Origin of the sequence: Collimonas sp. NPDC087041, from assembly GCF_044745265.1 — a bacterium.
GTDB lineage: Bacteria > Pseudomonadota > Gammaproteobacteria > Burkholderiales > Burkholderiaceae_D > Collimonas.
Window position 1 is genome coordinate 88,956 of the sequence record NZ_JBIUZX010000006.1, and the last position, 19,915, is coordinate 108,870.

Genomic DNA, 19,915 nt, shown 5'->3' on the forward strand with positions numbered 1-19,915 from the left:
CAAAGCCGCTTTATCGGTTAATCATCGGCAAATTCAGATTGTGCCGCTTTGCGCATTCCACCGCTGCCTCATAGCCGGCATCGGCATGACGCATGACGCCCGATGCGCAATCGTTGACCAGCACGCGCGCCAGGCGCTTGGCGGCGGCATCGGTGCCGTCGGCAACGATCACCATGCCGGCATGCTGCGAATAGCCCATGCCAACACCACCGCCGTGATGCAGCGAAACCCAGGTGGCGCCGCCGGATGTATTCAGCAAAGCATTCAGCAGCGGCCAGTCGGAGACGGCATCGCTGCCATCCTTCATGCTTTCGGTTTCACGGTTCGGGCTGGCGACCGAGCCGGTATCGAGGTGATCGCGGCCGATCACGACCGGCGCTTTCAGTTCGCCGTTACGTACCATCTCGTTGAATGCCAGGCCGGCGATATGGCGCTCGCCAAGGCCAAGCCAGCAGATCCGCGCCGGCAAGCCCTGGAATGCAATCCGCTCGCGCGCCATGTCGAGCCAGCGATGCACGTGCTTATTTTGCGGGAACAGTTGCTTGATCTTGGCGTCGGTCTTGTAGATATCTTCCGGATCGCCGGACAAGGCCACCCAGCGGAACGGGCCTTTTCCTTCACAGAACAGCGGACGAATATACGCCGGCACAAAGCCTGGGAAATCGAAAGCGTTCTTGATTCCTTGGTCGAACGCGACCTGGCGGATGTTGTTGCCGTAATCGACGGTCTTGATGCCCATTGCATGGAAATCCAGCATCGCCTGCACATGCTGCGCGCAGGAGTGAGCAGCATCGGCCGTCAGCCGCGCCTGTTGCGACGGATCGTTTTGCGCAGCCACCCACTGCTCGACGCTCCAGCCGACCGGCAGGTAGCCGTTGATCAGGTCATGCGCGGATGTCTGGTCGGTCACGAGATCCGGCTTGATGCCACCGGCTTTAGCGCGCTTGACCAGTTCCGGCAGCACTTCTGCGGCATTGCCGAGCAGGCCGATCGAAATCGCTTCCTTGCGTTCGGTGTGGTACTTGATCAGATCAAGCGCGTCGTCCAGGTTCTTGGCTTGCTTGTCGAGATAGCGAGTGCGCAAACGGAAATCGATGCTCGACTGCTTGCACTCGATGGTCAGCGAAGCGGCGCCAGCCAGCGTCGCCGCCAGAGGCTGGGCGCCACCCATGCCGCCGAGGCCGGCGGTCAGGATCCAGCGACCGGACAGGTCGCCGCCAAAATGCTGGCGCCCGGCTTCGGCAAAGGTTTCAAACGTGCCTTGCACGATGCCCTGGCTGCCGATATAGATCCAGCTGCCGGCAGTCATCTGGCCGTACATGAACAAGCCCTTGCGGTCGAGCTCATTGAAGTGTTCCCAGTTGGCCCATTTCGGCACCAGGTTGGAATTGGCCAGCAGCACCCGCGGCGCATCGGCGTGAGTCTGGAATACGCCAACCGGCTTGCCGGACTGGATCAGCAGCGTTTCATCGTCATTCAGTTTGGTCAATGCTTCGACGATCTTGTCGAAACATGCCCAGTCACGCGCGGCCCGGCCAATGCCGCCGTACACCACCAGATCGTTCGGCCGCTCGGCAACTTCCGGATCGAGGTTGTTCATCAGCATGCGCAGCGGCGCTTCGGTCAACCAGCTCTTGGCGGTCAACTGGGTGCCGCGTGCTGCGCGGATGGTGCGGCTCGGATCGCGGCGTGGATCGGTGCTGGTCGGTGTGCTCATGGTGACTGGTCTCCGTAAAAGTTATTCGCTCGACAATGTTCGCATTCAAAGTACAAGTTGTATAGGCCAGTAAGATATAATGCCTATACAACTTAGTCAACCGGATTTATCCAAACTTCTGGCGATGCTTCGAGAACGGTTCGCACACGAATAACCTTACGGACAATCATGGCATCAAAGATTCCCGTTGACTTAAAGCTTACTTGAGCTTGCATACTTCGGTTGCCCCCCAACTGTTGTAGTATCCCTAATGAAATTTATTGAGTAGGAGCCGGCGTATGCATGGCGCATTAGCAAAGAACAACAAGGCAGTACCCTCATTTCAACTGGTCAAGGATCATGTATTGCAGCAGATCCGCAGTGGTGAATGGAAACCGGGCGACCTGATCCCGTCCGAACGCGAACTGATGTTGCAATTCAACCTGTCGCGAATGACAGTCAACCGCGCATTGCGTGAGCTGACCGACAATCAAATGCTGGTCAGGATTCAAGGCTCCGGCACCTATGTCGCGCCGGGAAAATATCAATCGACTCTGGTGGAAATCCGCAGTATCGACGACGAACTGGTGGCGCGCGGCCACCGCTACCGTAGCCAGGTGCTGACGCTGGAAGCCAGCGCCACGCCGGTGGCATTGAAGGCGCTTGGCTTCGACAGCGGCTCGGTATTCCATTCAGTGATCGTGCATTTCGCCGACGACATCCCGATCCAACTAGAAGATCGCTACACCAATCCAGCGCTGTTTCCGGATTACCTGCAGCAGGATTTTCATCGCATCACGCCGAATCACTACATGGTGCAGGTGGCGCCGTTGGATCGCGCCGAATACAGCATCGAATCGAAAATGCCAGACGCCGCAGTGCGCAAGCTGCTACAGATGGAAGCCGGCGAACCATGCCTGCTACTGTCGCGCCGCACCTGGGTTCACGATGCCGTGGCGACCTCGGTCAGCCTGTGGCATCCCGGCTCACGGTATCAATTCACCGGCGGTTTCTGAGCCGCACGCGCAGCCAGCGCCATCAGATCCGGCGCAGTAGAATTTCAACTCTGAAGCAGTACAAACAGGACATATCGCCCATGTCGGCTACACCTACCGCAATCAATTCAAACGACGCACCGGCCAGCTGGTCCGATCTGCTGTCAGGCCGCAACGCCCTGCGCTCCATCACCCTGGCCGGCGGCGTCGGCATGCACGCCACCAACGTTTATATCGTCACCACCATCCTGCCGTCGGTAGTCAAGGATATCGGCGGCCTGGAATACTATGCCTGGGCCACCTCGCTGTTCGTGGTGGCGTCGATCATTGCCGCCGGCGTTGCTTCACGCCTGGTCGAATGGCTCGGCTATCGCAGCGCCTGCCTGCTGGCGTTGCTGGTGTTCTCGCTCGGCTCCGCCGGCTGCGCACTGGCGCCGCACATGGTATGGCTGCTGGCGGCGCGTACCGTGCAGGGTTTTGGCGGCGGCGTGCTGGTGGCCTTGTCTTACGCGATGATCCGCGTGGTTTTTGCGCCGCCGCTGTGGTCGCGGGCAATGGCGCTGATGTCCGGCATGTGGGGCATTTCAACGCTGTCGGGGCCGGCCATCGGCGGCATCTTCGCCCAGATGGGCAGCTGGCGCGGCGCGTTCTGGGCGCTACTGCCGGCCGCCATCATCCTGGCGTTACTGGTGCAGTTCACGCTGAAAGTCCCGCCGCAAAGCCGTTCGGACGACAAACCCGAGAGCATCCCGATCCTGAAGATCCTGCTGCTGGCGGCAGCGGTGATGTCAGTATCGGCGGCCAGCCTGTTCAGCAGCATCGTCATGAATTTCGCCGGCATCGCGTTCGGCGTCGCCCTGATCGCGCTGATTGCCTGGCTCGAGCGGCGCGGCGGCACACGCTTGCTGCCGAGCGGCGCGTTCTCGCTGCGCACTCGCATCGGCGCCTTGTATGCGACCATGATATTGATGATCCTGGGATTAACCACAGAAATCTATGTGCCCTACTTCCTGCAGGTGATCCAGGGCCACTCGCCACTGCTGGCCGGTTACCTGACCGGCATCATGTCTTGCGGCTGGACCTTGGCAGCACTACTGTTCTCCAGCTATAGCGGAACGCGCGCCAGGTTTGTGATGAAGGCCGGACCGGTGGTTGTCATCGTCGCGCTGCTGGCGTTGTCGTTGCTGCTGCCGTCGGCCGCAGTGCTGGACAGCTACGGCTTGCTGCCCTTGTGCATCGTGCTGTTGCTGGTCGGCTTCGGCATCGGCATGGGCATGCCGCACCTGATGGCGAAGATATTAAGCAGCGCGCCTGCCGATGAAGGCAACCTGGCAGCTTATTCGCTGACCACCGTGCAGTTATTCGCCACCGCCGTCGGCGCCGCGCTGGCTGGCATGGTTGCAGCGCTGGCCGGCGTTGCTGATCCGGGTGGCCTGGCCGGTGCCTCCAACGCCGCGCATTGGTTGTTCATCTGTTTCGCAGCGGCGCCGCTACTAGCCTTCTTCACGGTACGCCAAGCCTTGCGCCTGAACGCTCCTTCACCCGTCAAGACCGGTCAAGCAGAGGAATCCCTTTCATGAGCAGCACGCCACCCAAACCCGCCGTGTCGCCGCTGAAGGCCAGCACTGAAAGCGTCACCAGCGTGCACTACTGGACCGACAAACTGCTGTCATTCCGCAGCACACGACCGGCCGGCTATCAATTCACGCCAGGACAGTTTGCCCGCCTCGGCGTAACGGTAGGCGAAGAAGTATTGTGGCGCGCCTATTCGGTCACTTCGGCGGCCAGCGAATCGGAACTGGAATATTTCCTGGTGCAGGTTCCCGGCGGCCAGTTCACCGAACAGCTCAAGGGCTTGCAGCCTGGCATGCCGATCCTGGTCGAGAAATTCAGCTACGGCTTCATGACCGTGGACCGTTTTGTCGATGGCGAGGATTTATGGATGCTGGCCACCGGCACCGGCCTCGGCCCGTTCATCTCGATCCTGCAAGATCCGGCGGTGTGGCAGAAATTCCGCAACCTGATCCTGGTCCATTGTGTCAGGAATGCCGATGAACTGGCCTACCAGGAGCTGCTGGCGTCATTACCGACTAGGCCGGAACTGGCTGCCGGCGGTGCGCGGCTGCAACTGCTGCGCTCCACCACACGCGATGCGCAAGCCGCTGGCCCAGGCAATCTGCAGGGCCGCATCACCGCCCTGCTGGCGAACGGCGCACTGGAGGCCGCAGCAGGCCTGGATATCACGGTCGAGAAATCGCGCATCATGATGTGCGGCAATCCGGAAATGATTACAGAAACGCGGGAGTTGCTGCACCAGCGCGGCCTGCGCCCTTGCCGGCGGGCGGTGCCGGGCCAGTTTGTGACTGAAGACTACTGGTAACAAACAATGCCTGATGGCGGCCTCGCCCCCAGGTCTGGAGGCCCATCCGACTGCCCGCCCCAGAGATGATTGGGCAATCTGCCACTACCAAAATCAGCACCAGAGTTCCCCGGCTTGCATTCCGGCGTCCGTCGGCGGCAACGTCCTTGATTTCGGCAATATTTCTGCCGCAATGTTGTCGCCAGACGCCATAACCAGCCTCCCTGGCAAAGTCGGAAACTACACAATTACTTGTGATGCAGACGTGCAGACGGCCATGAAATTCATCGATAATCGGGCAGCTAGTGCGCCTGCAGCTGGTCCCAATTTCGGCTTGGGTACGCAAGCCCATGGTGAGAAAATTGGATACTTTCAAATGCACAATTTCTTAGGCAACATCTTTGGAAACGGTGCCCCAGTTGATGGCATTTTCAGCAAAAATAGTGGTGAAACCTGGATTAGGCAGATGGGCGGAACTACCAACTACATATATCCTCTTGCCAATTTCTACTACGCATTTTCCCCTTCCCGCAGCCTGATAATAGACCTTCCCGTATTTGCCTTTCATATGCGGCTGCGGCCAGTTACCGCCGATCCGGTACAACACCGCATTGGCAAACATGACTGGTCCCTCAACCACTTTGGCATTCTTGAAGCCGCTCTTGGCGAGACAGGCTTTGCGCGTATCGGCCTGCAATTTATTCCATGCCTCGCCGGACGACGCCGATGCTAGGCCGCTGGCGGCTAGCAGCACACCCAATAAGATCAAATAGCACATTTATTTTCCTCGCAGTGCATGTCGACATTGATGGCCGATAAGATTGGCTGCCAGACTGCGGGTTCCGTTGACGCGCTCAGACTTCCAGCCATTGCTGGCGCACTGCCGGATTACCACGCAACTCGGCGGGCGTCCCGGCAAACACAATCTGCCCACGTCCCATCACTAGCACGCGGTCGGCAATTTCCAGCGCAATGTCGAGTTTTTGCTCGACCAGCAGCACGCCCAATCCCTGCTCCCGCAGCAGCTGCAAATGCTGCGCGACCACCTTGACCATGGCTTGCGCCAAGCCTTCGGTAGGCTCATCCACCATGATCGCCTTGGGCGCGCTCATCAGGCTGCGGCACAAACTCAGCATCTGCTGCTCGCCCCCGGACAATACTCCAGCGGCGACATGACGGCGCGCCGCCAATTGCGGCATCAAGCGCAGCATATCGTCCATATTGACACCGGCGACGTCGCGTCCCTGCTGTCCCAGAAGCAGATTCTGCTGCACCGTCAAGGCGGGAAACACGGCCCGCTCTTCCGGCACGTAGGCCAAGCCTTGGCGGGCAATCTGAAAGGTTTTCAAACCGGACAATTCGACGCCGTCAAGCAGCACCGAACCGCTGCCGCGCAACATGCCCATGACCGCTTTCAGCGTACTGGAACGGCCGGCGCCATTACGACCCAGCAAAGCCACGATCTCGCCGCGGGCAAGCTCAAGGTCGACGCCATGCAACACCTGCGCCTGCCCATAGAAGGCATGCAGACCACGAATTTGCAGCAGCGCGCTCACGAGTCCAACTCCACTCCAAGCGCGCCGAGATAGGCTTCCTGCACCGCGCGATTGCCACGGATCGCCGCCGGCGTGTCGCAAGCAATGACGCGGCCCTCGACCAGCACCGCAATCCGATCCGCCAAGCCGAACACCACCTCCATGTCATGCTCAATCAGCAATAGCGTCTTGCCGACGCTGATGCGCCGAATCAATTCCAGCGCGCGTTCGGATTCATCGCGGCTCATGCCGGCCGTCGGCTCGTCCAGCAGCAGCACGGCGGCATCGCCGGCAATCGTGATGCCGATTTCCAGCGCGCGCTGGCCAGCATATCCAAGTACGCCGCCGAGTGTGTCGCGCTGCGCCTGCAATCCGCATTGCAGCATCACCTCTTCCGTGCGCCGATTGACGTCGCCCAGCGCCGCCAGCTTGCGCCAGAACGTATGGCGATAGCCGTGCGCGGACAATACCGCAACGCGCAGGTTTTCCCACACGCTCAGTTGCGGAAAAATATTGGTGATCTGAAAGCTGCGCGCCAGGCCGAGGCGATTCACCTGGAATGGGCTGAGACCGTCGATATGGCGACCATGCAGCAATATCTCGCCGCTACTGGCGGCGTTGCGACCCGATATCAGGTTGAACAGGGTAGATTTGCCGGCGCCATTGGGGCCGATCAAGGCCAATCTCTCTCCTTGCCGCAATTGCAAATCGGCGCCACGGATAATCGGGGTAGCGCCGAACTGCTTGTGCAGATTGCGTAACTCCAGCACGATCGGTTGTTCGCTTGCGCTCATGGCTGCGCCTCCCGATCAATCATTGCCAGCGCGTGCAAATAACGCCGGCGCGCAAACCGCATGCCAGTGGCCGCAGCCAGCATTACGCCAATCGACAAAGCCATCAAGTTATAAGAAGCTGGCGGCACGCCGTCGCCGCTGTCGGCAGCATGCCGATACAGCATCTCGATCAGGCACACGCCGGCAGCACTCATGAGTAATCCCGTAGCCAGCAGCAGCAAAAATGGCCTTAGCAATCGCCGTAATTGCGGCAGCGTCAGCCGGCGCCAGGTCGACACGGCAGCCATCCAGATACCGGCCAGTCCGCCCGGCGCAAACAACACAATGCCGACAAACAGCAGTCCCAGATACAACTGCCAGCCCCGGGTGTAAGTCGATAACAGGGTCGAAAAAAGCACACCGACCAACGCTCCCAGCAACGGCCCGAAGAAATAGCCGATACCGCCGATGAAGGTGAACAGCAGGATTTGCGCCGAACGCAGCAAGCCCAGGTTCTCGGCGCTGGCGATTTCAAAGTTGATGGCACCGAGCGCACCGCCGATGCCCGCAAAGAATGCCGCCAGCATGAACATCAGATAACGCACCCGGCGTGGGTCATGGCCGATGAAAGCGGCTCGCTCCGGATTGTCGCGCACCGCATTGGCAATGCGTCCCAGCGGCGTGCGCGTCAGCGCATACATGGCGGCGCAGGAAACGAACAACCAGAACGCGATCAGGTAATACACCTGCAACGGCGAAGCGAAATCGATGCCGAACAGCGGCGCACCCAGCACCCGATCGGTGCTGACACCGCTTTCGCCGCCAAACCAGGCAGGAAACATCAGCACCGCCGCAGCCGCCATTTCCACCAACGCCAGGCTGATCATCGACAAGGCGGTGCCCGATTTACGGGTGGTGACATAACCAAACAGCGCGCCACACGCCAATCCTGCCAGCCCACCCAACAAGGGCACAAACAGCAGCGCCGCAGCACCAGTGCCGGCCAACCGGTTCATCGCGTGGGCCGCCGCAAATGCCGGCAATCCGGCATACAGCGCATGCCCGAACGACAGCATGCCGCTCTGCCCGAGCAGCATATTGAAGGACAAAGCCAGGATCATCATGCTGCCGCATTGCGACAGGATCGACAACGCTGCACTTTGCGGGAACAACAGCGGCGCCGTTATCAGCGCCAAGGCAAAGAGTGGCCAAAGCCATTTGGCGTGCGATGACGGATGCGTTGTTGTCATGTCCCCGCCCTCAATCGCGCACGCCAAGCAAACCACGCGGCCGCAGCAGCATGACCAGCACCAGCAACAAGTACGGCAGGATCGGCGCCACCTGGGCCAACGTCAATTGCAGCAGCGGATAAGCCGCCGCAGCCGGATCAACGTCGATTCCGAGCCGCGCCAGACCGCCCAACAGCGACACATCGAGCGCGACAGCAAAGGTTTGCAGGATTGCGATCAGCAGCGAAGCGATGAACGCCCCCGCCAGCGAGCCCAGGCCACCGACCACCACCACCACGAAAATAATGCTGCCGACGCCGGCCGCCATGCCCGGTTCGGTGACAAAGGCATTACCACCCACGACGCCAGCCAATCCCGCCAGGCCGCAGCCGACGCCAAACACCAGCGTAAAAATCCGCGGCACGTTGTGCCCCAACGCCTCGACCATCTGCGGATGCGTCAACGCGGCCTGGATCAGCAAGCCAAGGCGCGAGCGCTTCAGCAACCAGGCCGCCGCCAGCAAGGTCAGCACCGCCAGCAGCATCATGAAGCCGCGATAGATCGGGAATTCGGTGGCATAAAAAGTAAACAGCGGACCATCGAGCTGCGCCGGGATCACATACGGCAGCGCCGACTTGCCCCAGACCAGTTGCACCAGCTCGACGGCAAGATAGGACAAGCCAAAAGTAAACAACAACTCCGCCACCTGCCCATGGCGGCGCACATGCCGCAGGCCAAAACGCTCGACCAGCGCCCCCAGCAGCCCGACCAGCAGCGGCGCCAAGAACAGCGCAGGCCAAAACCCAAACTTGGCGCTGATCGCATAGGCGAAATAAGCGCCCAGCATATAGAAGCTGGCATGCGCAAAATTGAGCACGCCGAGCATGCTGAAGATCAGGGTCAGCCCCGACGACAGCAAGAACAGCAGCAAGCCATAGCTGACGCCGTTGAGTAATGTAATGAGGGTGAATTCCATTCAGCGTTAATTAAGCGTTAATTTATTTATGCGCCATTTTGGCTTCTAGTGCGGTCATGACATACGGTTCGGCATTCTACCGGTTTGCCAACATCGTGCCCTGTAGCTGGTCCGGCGCATATCTGCACCAGACCCACAAATTAATTTTACCAAGGTAATATTGACCAGTAAATTAAACCCGGGTAATATTGTCGACATCACTTAATGCAACTTCGGAGATTCTCCTGATATGAACACCACTCCCCCCAGCCAGGTCATCGCCTTTGCCGGCGCGCACCGCATCGCTTCCGGCCAATTGGCCCTGGTCGCGTTAAAAGCCAAGGAACTGCTTGACCGGAACGACGCCGCGACCGTACTGATCTTCGACGACATCACTAGCGTGCAAGTCGAAATCGATTTCCGTGGCAGCGCCGAGCAAGTCTTGCAACGCCTGTCGTTGAATGAAACCCATGCAGCGCAAACGGCAAAAGCCGCCAGCAGCGACGAAGCGCCGCGCGGCCCCGGACGGCCGAAACTGGGCGTGATCGGCCGCGAAGTCACGCTGCTGCCACGCCACTGGGACTGGCTCAACCAGCAACCTGGCGGCGCCTCGGTGGCGCTGCGCAAACTGGTCGAGGACGCGCGCCGACACGGCGAAGAGCGTGACCAGATCCGCCTTGCCCAGGAATATGCATATCGCTTCATGTCGGCGATGGCCGGTGACCTGGTCAATTTCGAAGAAGCGACCCGGGCCTTCTTTGCCGGCGACCAGGCGCGCTTTGCCGAGTTGAGCGAACCCTGGCAAATCGACATCCGCGATCATGCGAGGAAGCTGGCGGCACGTGCCTTTGCTACCGAGGCATGAGGACCGTGACGGGCATCCGCACTCGTCTTTGCGGCAACCGTGAGATACTGGAAAACTCCCGCCATTACCTATAGCAATCAGGATTAACGCCGTCATGAACACTCGTTTGGCCATTCCCGAAGTCCCCGGCTTCGATCAACTGCACTTCGCCAACGCGTTTGCGCAGTTGCCTGCTGCCTTTTACACCAGGCTGATGCCGACGCCTCTGCCCGCTCCTTATCTGGTGGACGCTAGCGCCAAGGCCGCTGGGCTGATCGGACTCGACGCCGAGGCTGCGGCCAGTGACGAATTCATCCAGACCTTCGCCGGCAACCACATCGCAGCTGGTTCGCAACCGCTGGCGGCGGTCTATTCCGGCCATCAATTCGGTGTCTGGGCCGGACAACTGGGCGACGGTCGTGCGATTTTGCTTGGCGATGTCACCGCTAGCGACGGCAAACGATTGGAGCTGCAACTCAAGGGCGCCGGTGCGACACCCTACTCGCGCATGGGCGACGGCCGTGCCGTGCTGCGCTCTTCAATCCGGGAATACCTCTGTTCGGAAGCAATGGCCGCGCTTGGCATCCCGACTTCACGCGCCCTGTCGCTGATCGGTTCCAACCAGTTGGCCATGCGTGAGCGCCCCGAAACCACCGCAGTGGTCACCCGCATGGCGCCCAGCTTCGTGCGCTTCGGTTCGTTCGAGCACTGGTATTACAACAATCGGCAGGAAGAACTGAAAACCCTGGCCGACTATGTCATCGCCGGCTTTTACCCGGAACTGCAGGACGCCGCCAACCCCTACCAGGCGCTGCTTGCCGAGGTGACCCGTCGCACCGCGCATCTGATGGCGCATTGGCAGGCAGTCGGCTTCATGCATGGCGTGATGAATACCGACAATATGTCGATCCTCGGCCTGACCCTGGATTACGGCCCGTTCGGCTTCATGGAAGCCTACGACCCGCGCCATATCTGCAACCATACCGACCAACAAGGCCGCTACGCCTACAGCATGCAGCCGCAGATCGGCCAATGGAACTGCTTCGCGCTGGGCCAGGCGCTGCTGCCGCTGATCGGCAGCGTCGAAGCAACTGAAGCCGCACTGGCCGACTACCAGGCCCAATACGGCGCCAAAATGGATGAATTGCTGCACGCCAAGCTGGGGCTGCAAACACACCAGGCCGATGACAGTAAATTGTTCGATGCGATGTTTGCACTGATGCAAGGCAGCCACGTCGATTTCACGCGGTTTTTCCGCAGCCTTGGCAACCTGCAGCTGGACGATCCGACCGCCGACAGCACCCTGCGCGACCAATTCATCGACCGTGCTGCATTCGACGCCTGGGCGTTACAATACCGGGCGCGCCTGAGAATGGAAAACAGCCAGGACCCGGCGCGCAAGCTTGCAATGGATGCAAGCAACCCCAAATATGTGCTGCGAAACTATTTGGCGCAGATCGCAATCGAAAAGGCGCAGAATAAGGATTTCTCAGAAGTCCGCAAACTGCTGCAGATTCTTGAAAACCCGTTTGACGAGCAGCCGCAACATGCACAGTATGCAGAACTGCCTCCGGATTGGGCGCGCGGACTGGAAGTAAGTTGTTCGTCTTAGATAGGAATTGAACCATGAGCACCACCAAAATCAGCAAAACCGACGCCGAATGGCGGGCCGAACTGGAGCCGATGGAATATGAAGTGACCCGCCACGCAGCGACCGAACGGGCATTCACCGGCCGCTTCTGGGATCACCACGAACACGGCATCTATACCTGCGTCTGCTGCAATACACCCTTGTTCGAATCGGACGCCAAGTTCGATTCCGGTTGCGGCTGGCCGAGCTACTTCAAGGCCATCAATCCCGACAACGTCGAAGAACGCGTCGACCGCAGCCACGGCATGAGCCGCACCGAAATCCTGTGCAAGGTGTGCGACGCCCACCTCGGCCACGTGTTCCCGGACGGACCGCCGCCTACCGGCCTGCGCTACTGCATCAATTCGGCATCATTGCGTTTTGATCCGGCTGACTGAGCCATCTTCGCCGACCGCTACTTATCCTGACTGAAAGCAGACCCAACACATGAAGTTCCTGTTCGACCTTTTCCCGGTAATTCTTTTCTTCGGCATCTTCAAATGGGGCGAAGGCAGCCCCGATGCTGCGCTAGCGCTGGTCAATCATTACTTGTCCGGCTTTGTCTCTGGCGGCGTAGTTACCGCAACCCAGGCGCCGGTGCTGCTGGCGACAGCAGTGGCTATCGTCGCCACAGTCGCCCAGATCAGCTACCTGCTGCTGCGTCGGAAAAAAGTTGATGCGATGCTGTGGGTATCGCTGCTGATCATCTGCGTATTTGGCGGCGCCACCATCTACTTCCATAACGAAACCTTCATCAAATGGAAGCCAACCGTCCTGTATTGGGCCTTTGCCGCGGTATTGCTGGTCAGCCAATTGTTCTTGGAAAAGAACCTGATCCGCACCATGATGGAAAAACAAATGTCCATGCCTGATCAGATCTGGCCAAAAGTAGGCTTTGCCTGGATCGCGTTTTTCATCTTCATGGGTTGCCTGAACCTGTTTGTGGCTTTCAACTTCCCGACCGCCACCTGGGTCAACTTCAAAGTGTTCGGCGTCATAGGGCTGATGTTCGTCTTCGTCATCGGCCAGAGCGTATTGCTGTCGAAATACATCAAGGAATCTGAATGAACAATCAGCGTCTTGATACGATTCGTAACAAATTAATAGCAACTTTTTCGCCGCTGGAATGTCTAGTGGAGGATGAGTCGGCGCTGCATGCGGGACACGCCGGCGCTGCTTCAGGCGGCGGGCATTACAAGATTAGAATAGTCAGCACAGTTTTTGAGGGGCAAAACCGTTTAAAACGACATAGGCTGGTGTATGATTGCCTGGCTGAAATGATGCATAGCGAAATTCATGCACTGGCAATCAATGCGCTGGCACCTTCTGAAACAAAAGCGGCTTAAATAATCTTGAGAAGCTCCCTAAACAAAATAATTGTCCTGCAAACCGACTTCAGTTATTCTGGCCTGTCTAGCATTAATTTATTCATAACTTCTCCCCAATTAGGATGTGATAATGACTTTTAAACCTTCCCGTTTACTGGTAGTACTTTTTGCAGCTGCTGCATTGCCTGTTATGGCGCAAAACCTTGCAGTCGTGAATGGTAAGGCAATCCCATCGTCGCGCGCCGACATGATGGTCAAGCAATTGACAGCACAAGGCGGTCAACCTGACAGCCCGGAACTGCGCACCATGGTCAAGGACGAACTGATCAACCGTGAAGTGCTGATCCAGGAAGCCGACAAGCTGGGTCTGGGCAACAACCCTGACGTCAAGGCACAAGCCGACATCGCCCGTCAATCGATCCTGATCCGCGCCCTGGTTGCCGACTTCATCAAGAAGAACCCAATCAAGGATGCCGACATCCAGGCTGAGTACGACAAGTTCAAGGCACAAGCCGGCGACAAGGAATACCACGCACAGCACATCCTGGTTGAAAACGAAGCCGATGCAAAAGCCATCATCGCCAAGCTGAAAGCCGGCGCCAAGTTTGAAGACCTGGCCAAGCAATCGAAAGATCCAGGTTCGGCAGCCAATGGCGGCGATCTGGGTTGGGCAACACCAGCTTCGTTCGTGAAGCCATTCTCCGATGCGCTGGTTGCATTGAAGCCAGGTCAACTGACTGATACACCAGTCAAGACCCAATTCGGTTACCACGTAATCAAGCTGGACGAAGTACGCCCAGCCAAGATCCCAACCCTGGCCGAAGTAAAGCCGCAAATCACTGAAGCGCTGCAACAGAAAAAACTGCAGGCTTACCAGCAAGATCTGCGCGCAAAAGCCAAGGTGCAATAAGACCTTCGCAGCAAGCAATAATGCGGCAATAAAAAAGCGCTCCTCGGAGCGCTTTTTTTATTCCCAGCGATAACATTCGACGATTTCGCCTGACGTAGGATGGGCGCCTGTGCCCACGCGTTACCTCAATCGTTGAATAAGGTCGGCGTGGACAAAACAACTTGCCCACCCTACCTAACTACTAATTACGACTCCTTGATCGCTCAGGAATCGCAAACATCAAACGGCAATTACCCTACCCACTTGCGCGCATTGCGGAACATGCGCATCCATGGAGAATCCTCGCCCCATGATTCCGGGTGCCAGGATTGCTGAACGCTGCGGAACCCCCGTTCGGCGTGCGGCATGCAGACCGTGAAGCGGCCGTCCGGCGTGGTTACCGAGGTGATGCCTTGCGGTGAGCCGTTCGGGTTGTACGGATAGCCTTCGCTTACCTGCCCCTTGTTGTCGATGAAACGCATCGCTACCAAGGCTTCGTTGATATCACCTGTTTGCGAGAAATCTGCGAAACCTTCGCCGTGGGCGATGGCGATGGCGCTCTGCGTGCCGGCCATGTCCTGGAAGAAAATCGATGGCGACGACTCGACTTGCACCATCGAGAAACGGGCTTCGAATTTTTCCGACTTATTACGGGTGAACTTCGGCCAGGCTTGCGCGCCTGGAATGATCGACTTCAGGTTGCTCATCATCTGGCAACCGTTGCAGACGCCCAGTGCAAAGGTGTCGCCACGCTGGAAGAACAGCGAGAACTGCTCGGCCAGCTTGGCGTTGAACAGAATCGTCTTGGCCCAGCCTTCGCCTGCACCCAGTACGTCGCCGTAGGAGAAACCACCGACGGCGATAAAGCCCTTGAAGTCGTCCAGGCGGGCGCGGCCGGCGATCAGATCGCTCATGTGGACGTCGACCGAGGTAAAGCCAGCCTGATGCATCACATAGGCAGTCTCGACATGCGAGTTGACGCCTTGTTCGCGCAGGATCGCTACGCGCGGCTTGGCTGCCAGGTTGAGGAAAGGCGCGGCGATATTGTCTTGCTGGTCGAACGGGATCTTCGGCGTGATGCCAGGATCGGCTGCATCCAGGATGCGGTCGTATTCAGCATCGGCGCTGGCCGGATTGTCACGCAGACGGGCGATGCGCCAGCTGGTTTCGCTCCACAGGCGTTGCAGATCGATGCGGGTCTGGCTGTAGATGGTCTTGGCGTCGCGGCTGAATTCGATGATGTCACGCGCATTCGGCTTGCCGATGATGTGGCTGCAGGCGCCCAGGTTGAAGCTGCGCAGCACATTCATGACTTCCGATTTCTGCTCGGCGCGCACTTGCAGCACCGCGCCCAGCTCTTCGTTGAACAGCGCGCGCAAGGTCAGTTCGTTGCGACGCTCGGCCACCTGGCCGGTCCAGTTCTTGGAATCGCCCCAATCCGCTGCGTGCTCGCTTTCCATGGTCAGGATGTCGAGGTTGATCGACAGACCGCTATGGCCGGCAAACGCCATTTCACACAAGGATGTGAACAGGCCACCGTCGGAACGATCATGATAGGCCAGCAGTTTTTGCTCGCTGTTGAGTTGCTGGATCGCGGCGAAGAAGCCCTTCAGGTCTTCCGCGCTATCGACATCCGGCGTCTCGTTGCCGATCTGCTGCATGACCTGCGTCAGCGCCGAAGCGCCCATGCGGTTCTTGCCGCGACCGAGGTCGATCAGGATGATGGCTGTGTCGCCGACATCGGTGCGAATCTGCGGCGTCAACGAGCGACGCACATCGGTCACCGGCGCAAAAGCCGAGACGATCAACGACACCGGCGAAGTCACGGCCTTGGCTTGGTTTTCGTCATTCCAGGTGGTGCGCATCGACAAGGAATCCTTGCCAACCGGGATGCTGATGCCAAGCGCCGGGCACAATTCCATGCCGACAGCTTTGACGGTATCAAACAACGCCGCGTCCTGCCCTGGCTGACCACAGGCAGCCATCCAGTTGGCCGACAATTTAACGTCGGAGATATCAGCAATCGGTGCGGCGGCAATGTTGGTCAGCGCTTCGCCGACCGCCATGCGGCCCGATGCGGCGGCATTGATGACAGCCAGCGGCGTACGCTCGCCCATCGCCATCGCTTCACCCAGATAGCCCTCGAAACTCATGCTGGTGACAGCGCAATCGGCTACCGGAATTTGCCACGGACCGACCATCTGGTCACGGACCGACGTGGCGCCAACTGTGCGGTCGCCGATGGTGATCAGGAACGATTTGTCGGCGACTGTCGGCAACTTCAGCACGCGCTGCGATACTTCCAGCAGATCCATGCCGGTCAAGTCGACCGCTGGCAATACCGGATTGACGTGGGTCACATCGCGCAGCATTTTTGGCGGCTTGCCGAGCAGGACATCCATCGGCATGTCGACCGGATTGTTGTCATGCTCAGGATCGATCACCTTCAACTGACGCTCTTCGGTAGCCGTGCCGACAACCGCAAACAGGCAGCGTTCACGCTGGCAGAAATACTCGAACAGCGGCAGGCTTTCCGGTGCGATCGCCAACACATAACGTTCTTGCGATTCGTTGCTCCAGATTTCCTTGGGCGCCATGCCGCTCTCTTCCAGCGGCACCTTGCGCAAATCGAAAATCGCGCCGCGCTTGGCGTCGTTGGTGATTTCCGGGAAGGCGTTCGACAGGCCACCGGCACCGACGTCATGGATCGACAGGATAGGATTCTTGTCATCCATTGCCCAGCAGGCGTTAATGACTTCCTGCGCGCGCCGTTCCATTTCAGGATTGCCGCGCTGGACCGAGTCGAAATCCAGGTCCGCAGTATTGGAGCCAGTTGCCATCGACGATGCGGCGCTGCCGCCCATGCCGATGCGCATGCCTGGGCCGCCCAACTGGATCAGCAGGCTGCCGACCGGCAGGTCGTTCTTCTTGGTGTGCTTGTCGGAGATGCTGCCGATGCCGCCGGCAATCATGATCGGCTTGTGATAGCCCTGCACGTTGCCACCGACGTTTTGTTCGTAGGTACGGAAATAGCCGCCCAGGTTAGGCCGGCCGAATTCGTTGTTGAACGCGGCGCCGCCGAGCGGGCCTTCGATCATGATCTGCAAGGCCGAGGCGATGCGCTCTGGCTTGCCATACTGGCCGGCGTCCTGCTGGCCAGTAACGGTAACATCTGCGGCGTTTTCCCACGCCTGTTGCGCGTCCGGCAGCAACAGGTTGGATACGGTGAAACCGGTCAAGCCAGCCTTCGGCTTGGCGCCGCGGCCGGTTGCGCCCTCGTCGCGGATTTCGCCGCCGGCGCCGGTGGAGGCGCCCGGGAATGGGGAAATCGCGGTCGGATGGTTGTGCGTCTCGACCTTCATCAGAATGTGCGTCAGTTCTTCCGATGCACGGTAGGTATTGCCTTCTGCCGCGCCGCGCGCATAGAAGCGCGAGACAGTAGCGCCTTCGATGATGGATGAGTTGTCGCTATAGGCGACGATGGTGCCCCTGGGCGCCAGCTGGTGGGTGTTCTTGATCATCGCGAACAGCGATTTGTCCTGCGCTTCGCCGTCGATGACCCAGTCGGCGTTGAAAATCTTGTGGCGGCAATGTTCGCTGTTGGCTTGCGCGAACATCATCAGTTCGACATCGGTTGGATTGCGCTTGGCGCTGGTGAACGCCGCCACCAGGTAATCGATCTCATCGTCCGACAACGCCAGGCCGAGTTCGCTATTGGCTTGCGCCAGCGCCTGCTTGCCACCGGCCAGCAGGTCGACAAACGCCAATGGCTTGGCATCCAGTTCGCGGAACAGGCCGCCGGCCTCTTCGGCGCTACGCAACACGGTTTCGGTCATGCGGTCATGCAAGACATCGGCAATGGCGCGCACGCTGTCGTCGCTCAGCTTCTTCTCTGCTCCCAGGCCCAACAAGCCGGCCTTCAGCTTGACCTGAAACGCAATCCCGCGCTCTATGCGCTTGATGTGCGTCATGCCGCAGTTGTGGGCAATGTCGGTGGCCTTGCTGGCCCAAGGCGAAATAGTGCCGAAACGCGGGATGACGATGAATTCCTCGCCACCTTCGCCGACAATCGACGAATCGAACGGGTCGCCATAGGTCAGCAATGCGTTCAGGCGGCCGATATCGTCCTGGCTGAGCGGCGTCGCGGCGTCGACAAAATGGTCGAAACGGCCGGCAACGGCGATGACATTGCTGTCGATCGCTTGCAATTGGGCTAAAAGGCGTTGGGAACGGAAGGCGGGAAGAGCGTTGGAACCGGGCAAAATCAACATGGCGAGGAGGGAGTTGATGCAGCGTGGGCTGCGGGTTAAATCAGAAGCCGTCATTATACAGTGCCGGCCCGCCCCTTGCCCTGAGAAACGATGACAAAATCAACTTGACTGCACTGGGGTGTAACCAGGCAAACATGCTGCTCCCCGAGAAAGAAATTGCAAAACGAATAATTAAAGATATCAAAATAATATCTAACCACCGTCATTCCCGCGAACGCGGGAATGACGCAGCCGCAGCTTGAGAAGCGGCTACACCAGACGATTGAACCCGTGATTTAAAAATCCTTGAGGACAATCTTGCCGATGACACGACCGGTTTCGAGCGTGGCATGAGCCTGCCGCAGGTTTGCAGCATTAATCGGCGACAACACCTGGTTGACCGTAGTGACGATGGTCTTGTTATCGATCAGGCCCGCAATACGGTCCAGCAGATAGCCCTGCTGCTGCATGTCGGCAGTCTGGAACATCGAGCGGGTGAACATGAATTCCCAGACGAACCCGGCGCTCTTGGCCTTCAGCAGGCTGACGTCCAGCGGTGCGGCGTTCTCGACAATGGTGCAGATCGTGCCTTGTGGCGCCACCACGGCAGCCGCCGCCGGGAAATGGTGGTCCGTATCATTCAGGATCAGCACGTAGTCAACACTATCGAAGCCCTGCTCTTTCAGCTGCGCAGAAAGGTCGCCGAAATGGTTGATCACATGTTGCGCGCCCAGTTCACGCACCCATTTTTCAGATTCAGGACGCGAGGCGGTAGCGATCACGTTAAGGCCGGCCACCTTGACCGCCAGCTGAATCGCTATCGAGCCGACGCCGCCGGCGCCGCCGATGATCAGGATCGACTTGCCCGGCAAGCTGGTTGCCGCCGGCACATGCAAGCGATCGAACAACGCTTCCCAGGCGGTGATTGCCGTCAGCGGCAACGCCGCCGCCTGCTCGAACGCCAGCGATTGCGGCATATGGCCGACGATCCGCTCGTCCACCAGTTGAAATTCGCTGTTGCTGCCGGGACGGGTGATATCGCCGGCATAGAACACCCGGTCGCCGACCTTGAAACGGCTCACTTCGGGACCGATCGCCTGCACGACCCCGGCGGCGTCCCAACCCAGCACGCGCGGCGCCGGCTCGACCGTATCCTTTGGTGCGCGCACCTTGACGTCAACCGGGTTGATCGCAATGGCCTTGATCTCGACCAGGATATCGCGCCCCTTCGGCGTCGGCTTGTCGAGCTGGACGTCGACCAGCGACTCGGGGTTTTCTATAGGCAGGTAACGGGTTAATGCAACGGCTTTCATGCTCAAACTCCTGAAATTGGTTAACCGACTCAAGCTGGATTCATCGTAAATCCGATCGGATGCCAACCATTATGATAATGTTGAATTATTTTATAAACATCCGATTAATTGACTCACTT

At 58.9% G+C, this 19,915-nt stretch carries 17 protein-coding genes; 10 read left to right on the top strand and 7 right to left on the bottom strand.

Annotation, left to right across the window (positions count from 1 at the left end):
* Positions 1 to 10: 10 nt before the first annotated feature.
* Positions 11 to 1,717: a urocanate hydratase gene (gene hutU / locus ACIPF8_RS12805; RefSeq protein WP_400421469.1), complete on the bottom strand. Its 1,707-nt coding sequence runs from the start codon at positions 1,715 to 1,717 to the stop codon at positions 11 to 13.
* Positions 1,718 to 1,995: 278 nt separating this feature from the next.
* Here hutU and hutC point away from each other — a divergent pair, with 278 nt between their 5' ends.
* The 4 genes from hutC (at position 1,996) to ACIPF8_RS12825 (ending at position 5,783) form a co-directional block, all read left to right on the top strand.
* On the top strand, positions 1,996 to 2,712 hold the full coding sequence (gene hutC / locus ACIPF8_RS12810; protein WP_061533208.1) for a histidine utilization repressor: 717 nt from the start codon (positions 1,996 to 1,998) through the stop codon (positions 2,710 to 2,712).
* An 80-nt stretch (positions 2,713 to 2,792) separates the two neighbouring features.
* Positions 2,793 to 4,271, top strand: coding sequence for an MFS transporter (locus ACIPF8_RS12815; RefSeq protein ID WP_400421471.1), 1,479 nt, complete (start codon positions 2,793 to 2,795; stop codon positions 4,269 to 4,271).
* On the top strand, positions 4,268 to 5,071 hold the full coding sequence (locus ACIPF8_RS12820; RefSeq protein WP_400421473.1) for a ferredoxin--NADP reductase: 804 nt from the start codon (positions 4,268 to 4,270) through the stop codon (positions 5,069 to 5,071). The genes ACIPF8_RS12815 and ACIPF8_RS12820 overlap by 4 nt, the downstream gene beginning before the upstream one ends.
* 13 nt (positions 5,072 to 5,084) lie before the next feature.
* Complete coding sequence (locus tag ACIPF8_RS12825; RefSeq protein ID WP_400421474.1) at positions 5,085 to 5,783, top strand: DUF1120 domain-containing protein; 699 nt, start codon at positions 5,085 to 5,087, stop codon at positions 5,781 to 5,783.
* Positions 5,784 to 5,904: 121 nt separating this feature from the next.
* Here the strand turns inward: ACIPF8_RS12825 and ACIPF8_RS12830 are convergent, their stop codons facing one another.
* The 4 genes from ACIPF8_RS12830 to ACIPF8_RS12845 are packed head-to-tail and all read right to left on the bottom strand — an operon-like array spanning position 5,905 to position 9,563.
* Positions 5,905 to 6,606: an ABC transporter ATP-binding protein gene (locus ACIPF8_RS12830; RefSeq protein WP_400421475.1), complete on the bottom strand. Its 702-nt coding sequence runs from the start codon at positions 6,604 to 6,606 to the stop codon at positions 5,905 to 5,907.
* Entirely contained in the window at positions 6,603 to 7,379 is a 777-nt protein-coding gene (locus tag ACIPF8_RS12835; RefSeq protein WP_400421477.1) for an ABC transporter ATP-binding protein, read from the bottom strand. The genes ACIPF8_RS12830 and ACIPF8_RS12835 overlap by 4 nt, the downstream gene beginning before the upstream one ends.
* Positions 7,376 to 8,608, bottom strand: coding sequence for a branched-chain amino acid ABC transporter permease (locus tag ACIPF8_RS12840; RefSeq protein ID WP_400421479.1), 1,233 nt, complete (start codon positions 8,606 to 8,608; stop codon positions 7,376 to 7,378). Before ACIPF8_RS12840 ends, ACIPF8_RS12835 begins: the two co-directional genes overlap by 4 nt.
* 10 nt (positions 8,609 to 8,618) lie before the next feature.
* Entirely contained in the window at positions 8,619 to 9,563 is a 945-nt protein-coding gene (locus ACIPF8_RS12845) for a branched-chain amino acid ABC transporter permease (RefSeq protein WP_400421481.1), read from the bottom strand.
* 229 nt (positions 9,564 to 9,792) lie between these two features.
* On the opposite strand from ACIPF8_RS12845, the gene ACIPF8_RS12850 reads away from it, so the two are divergent.
* The 6 genes from ACIPF8_RS12850 (at position 9,793) to ACIPF8_RS12875 (ending at position 14,254) form a co-directional block, all read left to right on the top strand.
* Positions 9,793 to 10,407 (top strand): DUF2239 family protein, encoded by a 615-nt coding sequence (locus ACIPF8_RS12850; RefSeq protein ID WP_400421483.1) that lies wholly within the window; start codon positions 9,793 to 9,795, stop codon positions 10,405 to 10,407.
* Between the two features lie 94 nt (positions 10,408 to 10,501).
* Complete coding sequence (locus tag ACIPF8_RS12855; RefSeq protein WP_400421485.1) at positions 10,502 to 11,998, top strand: YdiU family protein; 1,497 nt, start codon at positions 10,502 to 10,504, stop codon at positions 11,996 to 11,998.
* A gap of 14 nt (positions 11,999 to 12,012) precedes the next feature.
* Positions 12,013 to 12,414, top strand: coding sequence for a peptide-methionine (R)-S-oxide reductase MsrB (gene msrB, locus ACIPF8_RS12860; protein ID WP_400421486.1), 402 nt, complete (start codon positions 12,013 to 12,015; stop codon positions 12,412 to 12,414).
* A gap of 49 nt (positions 12,415 to 12,463) precedes the next feature.
* Complete coding sequence (locus ACIPF8_RS12865; protein ID WP_400421488.1) at positions 12,464 to 13,084, top strand: septation protein A; 621 nt, start codon at positions 12,464 to 12,466, stop codon at positions 13,082 to 13,084.
* Positions 13,081 to 13,362, top strand: coding sequence for a BolA family protein (locus ACIPF8_RS12870; RefSeq protein WP_400421490.1), 282 nt, complete (start codon positions 13,081 to 13,083; stop codon positions 13,360 to 13,362). The genes ACIPF8_RS12865 and ACIPF8_RS12870 overlap by 4 nt, the downstream gene beginning before the upstream one ends.
* A 112-nt stretch (positions 13,363 to 13,474) precedes the next feature.
* Positions 13,475 to 14,254: a peptidylprolyl isomerase gene (locus ACIPF8_RS12875; protein WP_400421491.1), complete on the top strand. Its 780-nt coding sequence runs from the start codon at positions 13,475 to 13,477 to the stop codon at positions 14,252 to 14,254.
* A 230-nt stretch (positions 14,255 to 14,484) separates the two neighbouring features.
* Here ACIPF8_RS12875 and purL read toward each other — a convergent pair whose 3' ends face one another.
* On the bottom strand, positions 14,485 to 18,504 hold the full coding sequence (gene purL, locus ACIPF8_RS12880) for a phosphoribosylformylglycinamidine synthase (protein WP_400421882.1): 4,020 nt from the start codon (positions 18,502 to 18,504) through the stop codon (positions 14,485 to 14,487).
* 275 nt (positions 18,505 to 18,779) lie between these two features.
* On the bottom strand, positions 18,780 to 19,796 hold the full coding sequence (locus ACIPF8_RS12885) for a zinc-binding alcohol dehydrogenase family protein (RefSeq protein ID WP_400421493.1): 1,017 nt from the start codon (positions 19,794 to 19,796) through the stop codon (positions 18,780 to 18,782).
* Positions 19,797 to 19,915: the final 119 nt, after the last annotated feature.

Excerpts from the sequence above, each read along its gene's own strand:
- hutU (WP_400421469.1), bottom strand. The coding sequence starts at position 1,717 with ATGAGCACACCGACCAGCACCGATCCACGCCGCGATCCGAGCCGCACC.
- hutC (WP_061533208.1), top strand. The coding sequence starts at position 1,996 with ATGCATGGCGCATTAGCAAAGAACAACAAGGCAGTACCCTCATTTCAA.
- ACIPF8_RS12815 (WP_400421471.1), top strand. The coding sequence starts at position 2,793 with ATGTCGGCTACACCTACCGCAATCAATTCAAACGACGCACCGGCCAGC.
- ACIPF8_RS12820 (WP_400421473.1), top strand. The coding sequence starts at position 4,268 with ATGAGCAGCACGCCACCCAAACCCGCCGTGTCGCCGCTGAAGGCCAGC.
- ACIPF8_RS12825 (WP_400421474.1), top strand. The coding sequence starts at position 5,085 with ATGGCGGCCTCGCCCCCAGGTCTGGAGGCCCATCCGACTGCCCGCCCC.
- ACIPF8_RS12835 (WP_400421477.1), bottom strand. The coding sequence starts at position 7,379 with ATGAGCGCAAGCGAACAACCGATCGTGCTGGAGTTACGCAATCTGCAC.
- ACIPF8_RS12840 (WP_400421479.1), bottom strand. The coding sequence starts at position 8,608 with ATGACAACAACGCATCCGTCATCGCACGCCAAATGGCTTTGGCCACTC.
- ACIPF8_RS12845 (WP_400421481.1), bottom strand. The coding sequence starts at position 9,563 with ATGGAATTCACCCTCATTACATTACTCAACGGCGTCAGCTATGGCTTG.
- ACIPF8_RS12850 (WP_400421483.1), top strand. The coding sequence starts at position 9,793 with ATGAACACCACTCCCCCCAGCCAGGTCATCGCCTTTGCCGGCGCGCAC.
- ACIPF8_RS12855 (WP_400421485.1), top strand. The coding sequence starts at position 10,502 with ATGAACACTCGTTTGGCCATTCCCGAAGTCCCCGGCTTCGATCAACTG.
- msrB (WP_400421486.1), top strand. The coding sequence starts at position 12,013 with ATGAGCACCACCAAAATCAGCAAAACCGACGCCGAATGGCGGGCCGAA.
- ACIPF8_RS12865 (WP_400421488.1), top strand. The coding sequence starts at position 12,464 with ATGAAGTTCCTGTTCGACCTTTTCCCGGTAATTCTTTTCTTCGGCATC.
- ACIPF8_RS12870 (WP_400421490.1), top strand. The coding sequence starts at position 13,081 with ATGAACAATCAGCGTCTTGATACGATTCGTAACAAATTAATAGCAACT.
- ACIPF8_RS12875 (WP_400421491.1), top strand. The coding sequence starts at position 13,475 with ATGACTTTTAAACCTTCCCGTTTACTGGTAGTACTTTTTGCAGCTGCT.
- purL (WP_400421882.1), bottom strand. The coding sequence starts at position 18,504 with ATGTTGATTTTGCCCGGTTCCAACGCTCTTCCCGCCTTCCGTTCCCAA.
- ACIPF8_RS12885 (WP_400421493.1), bottom strand. The coding sequence starts at position 19,796 with ATGAAAGCCGTTGCATTAACCCGTTACCTGCCTATAGAAAACCCCGAG.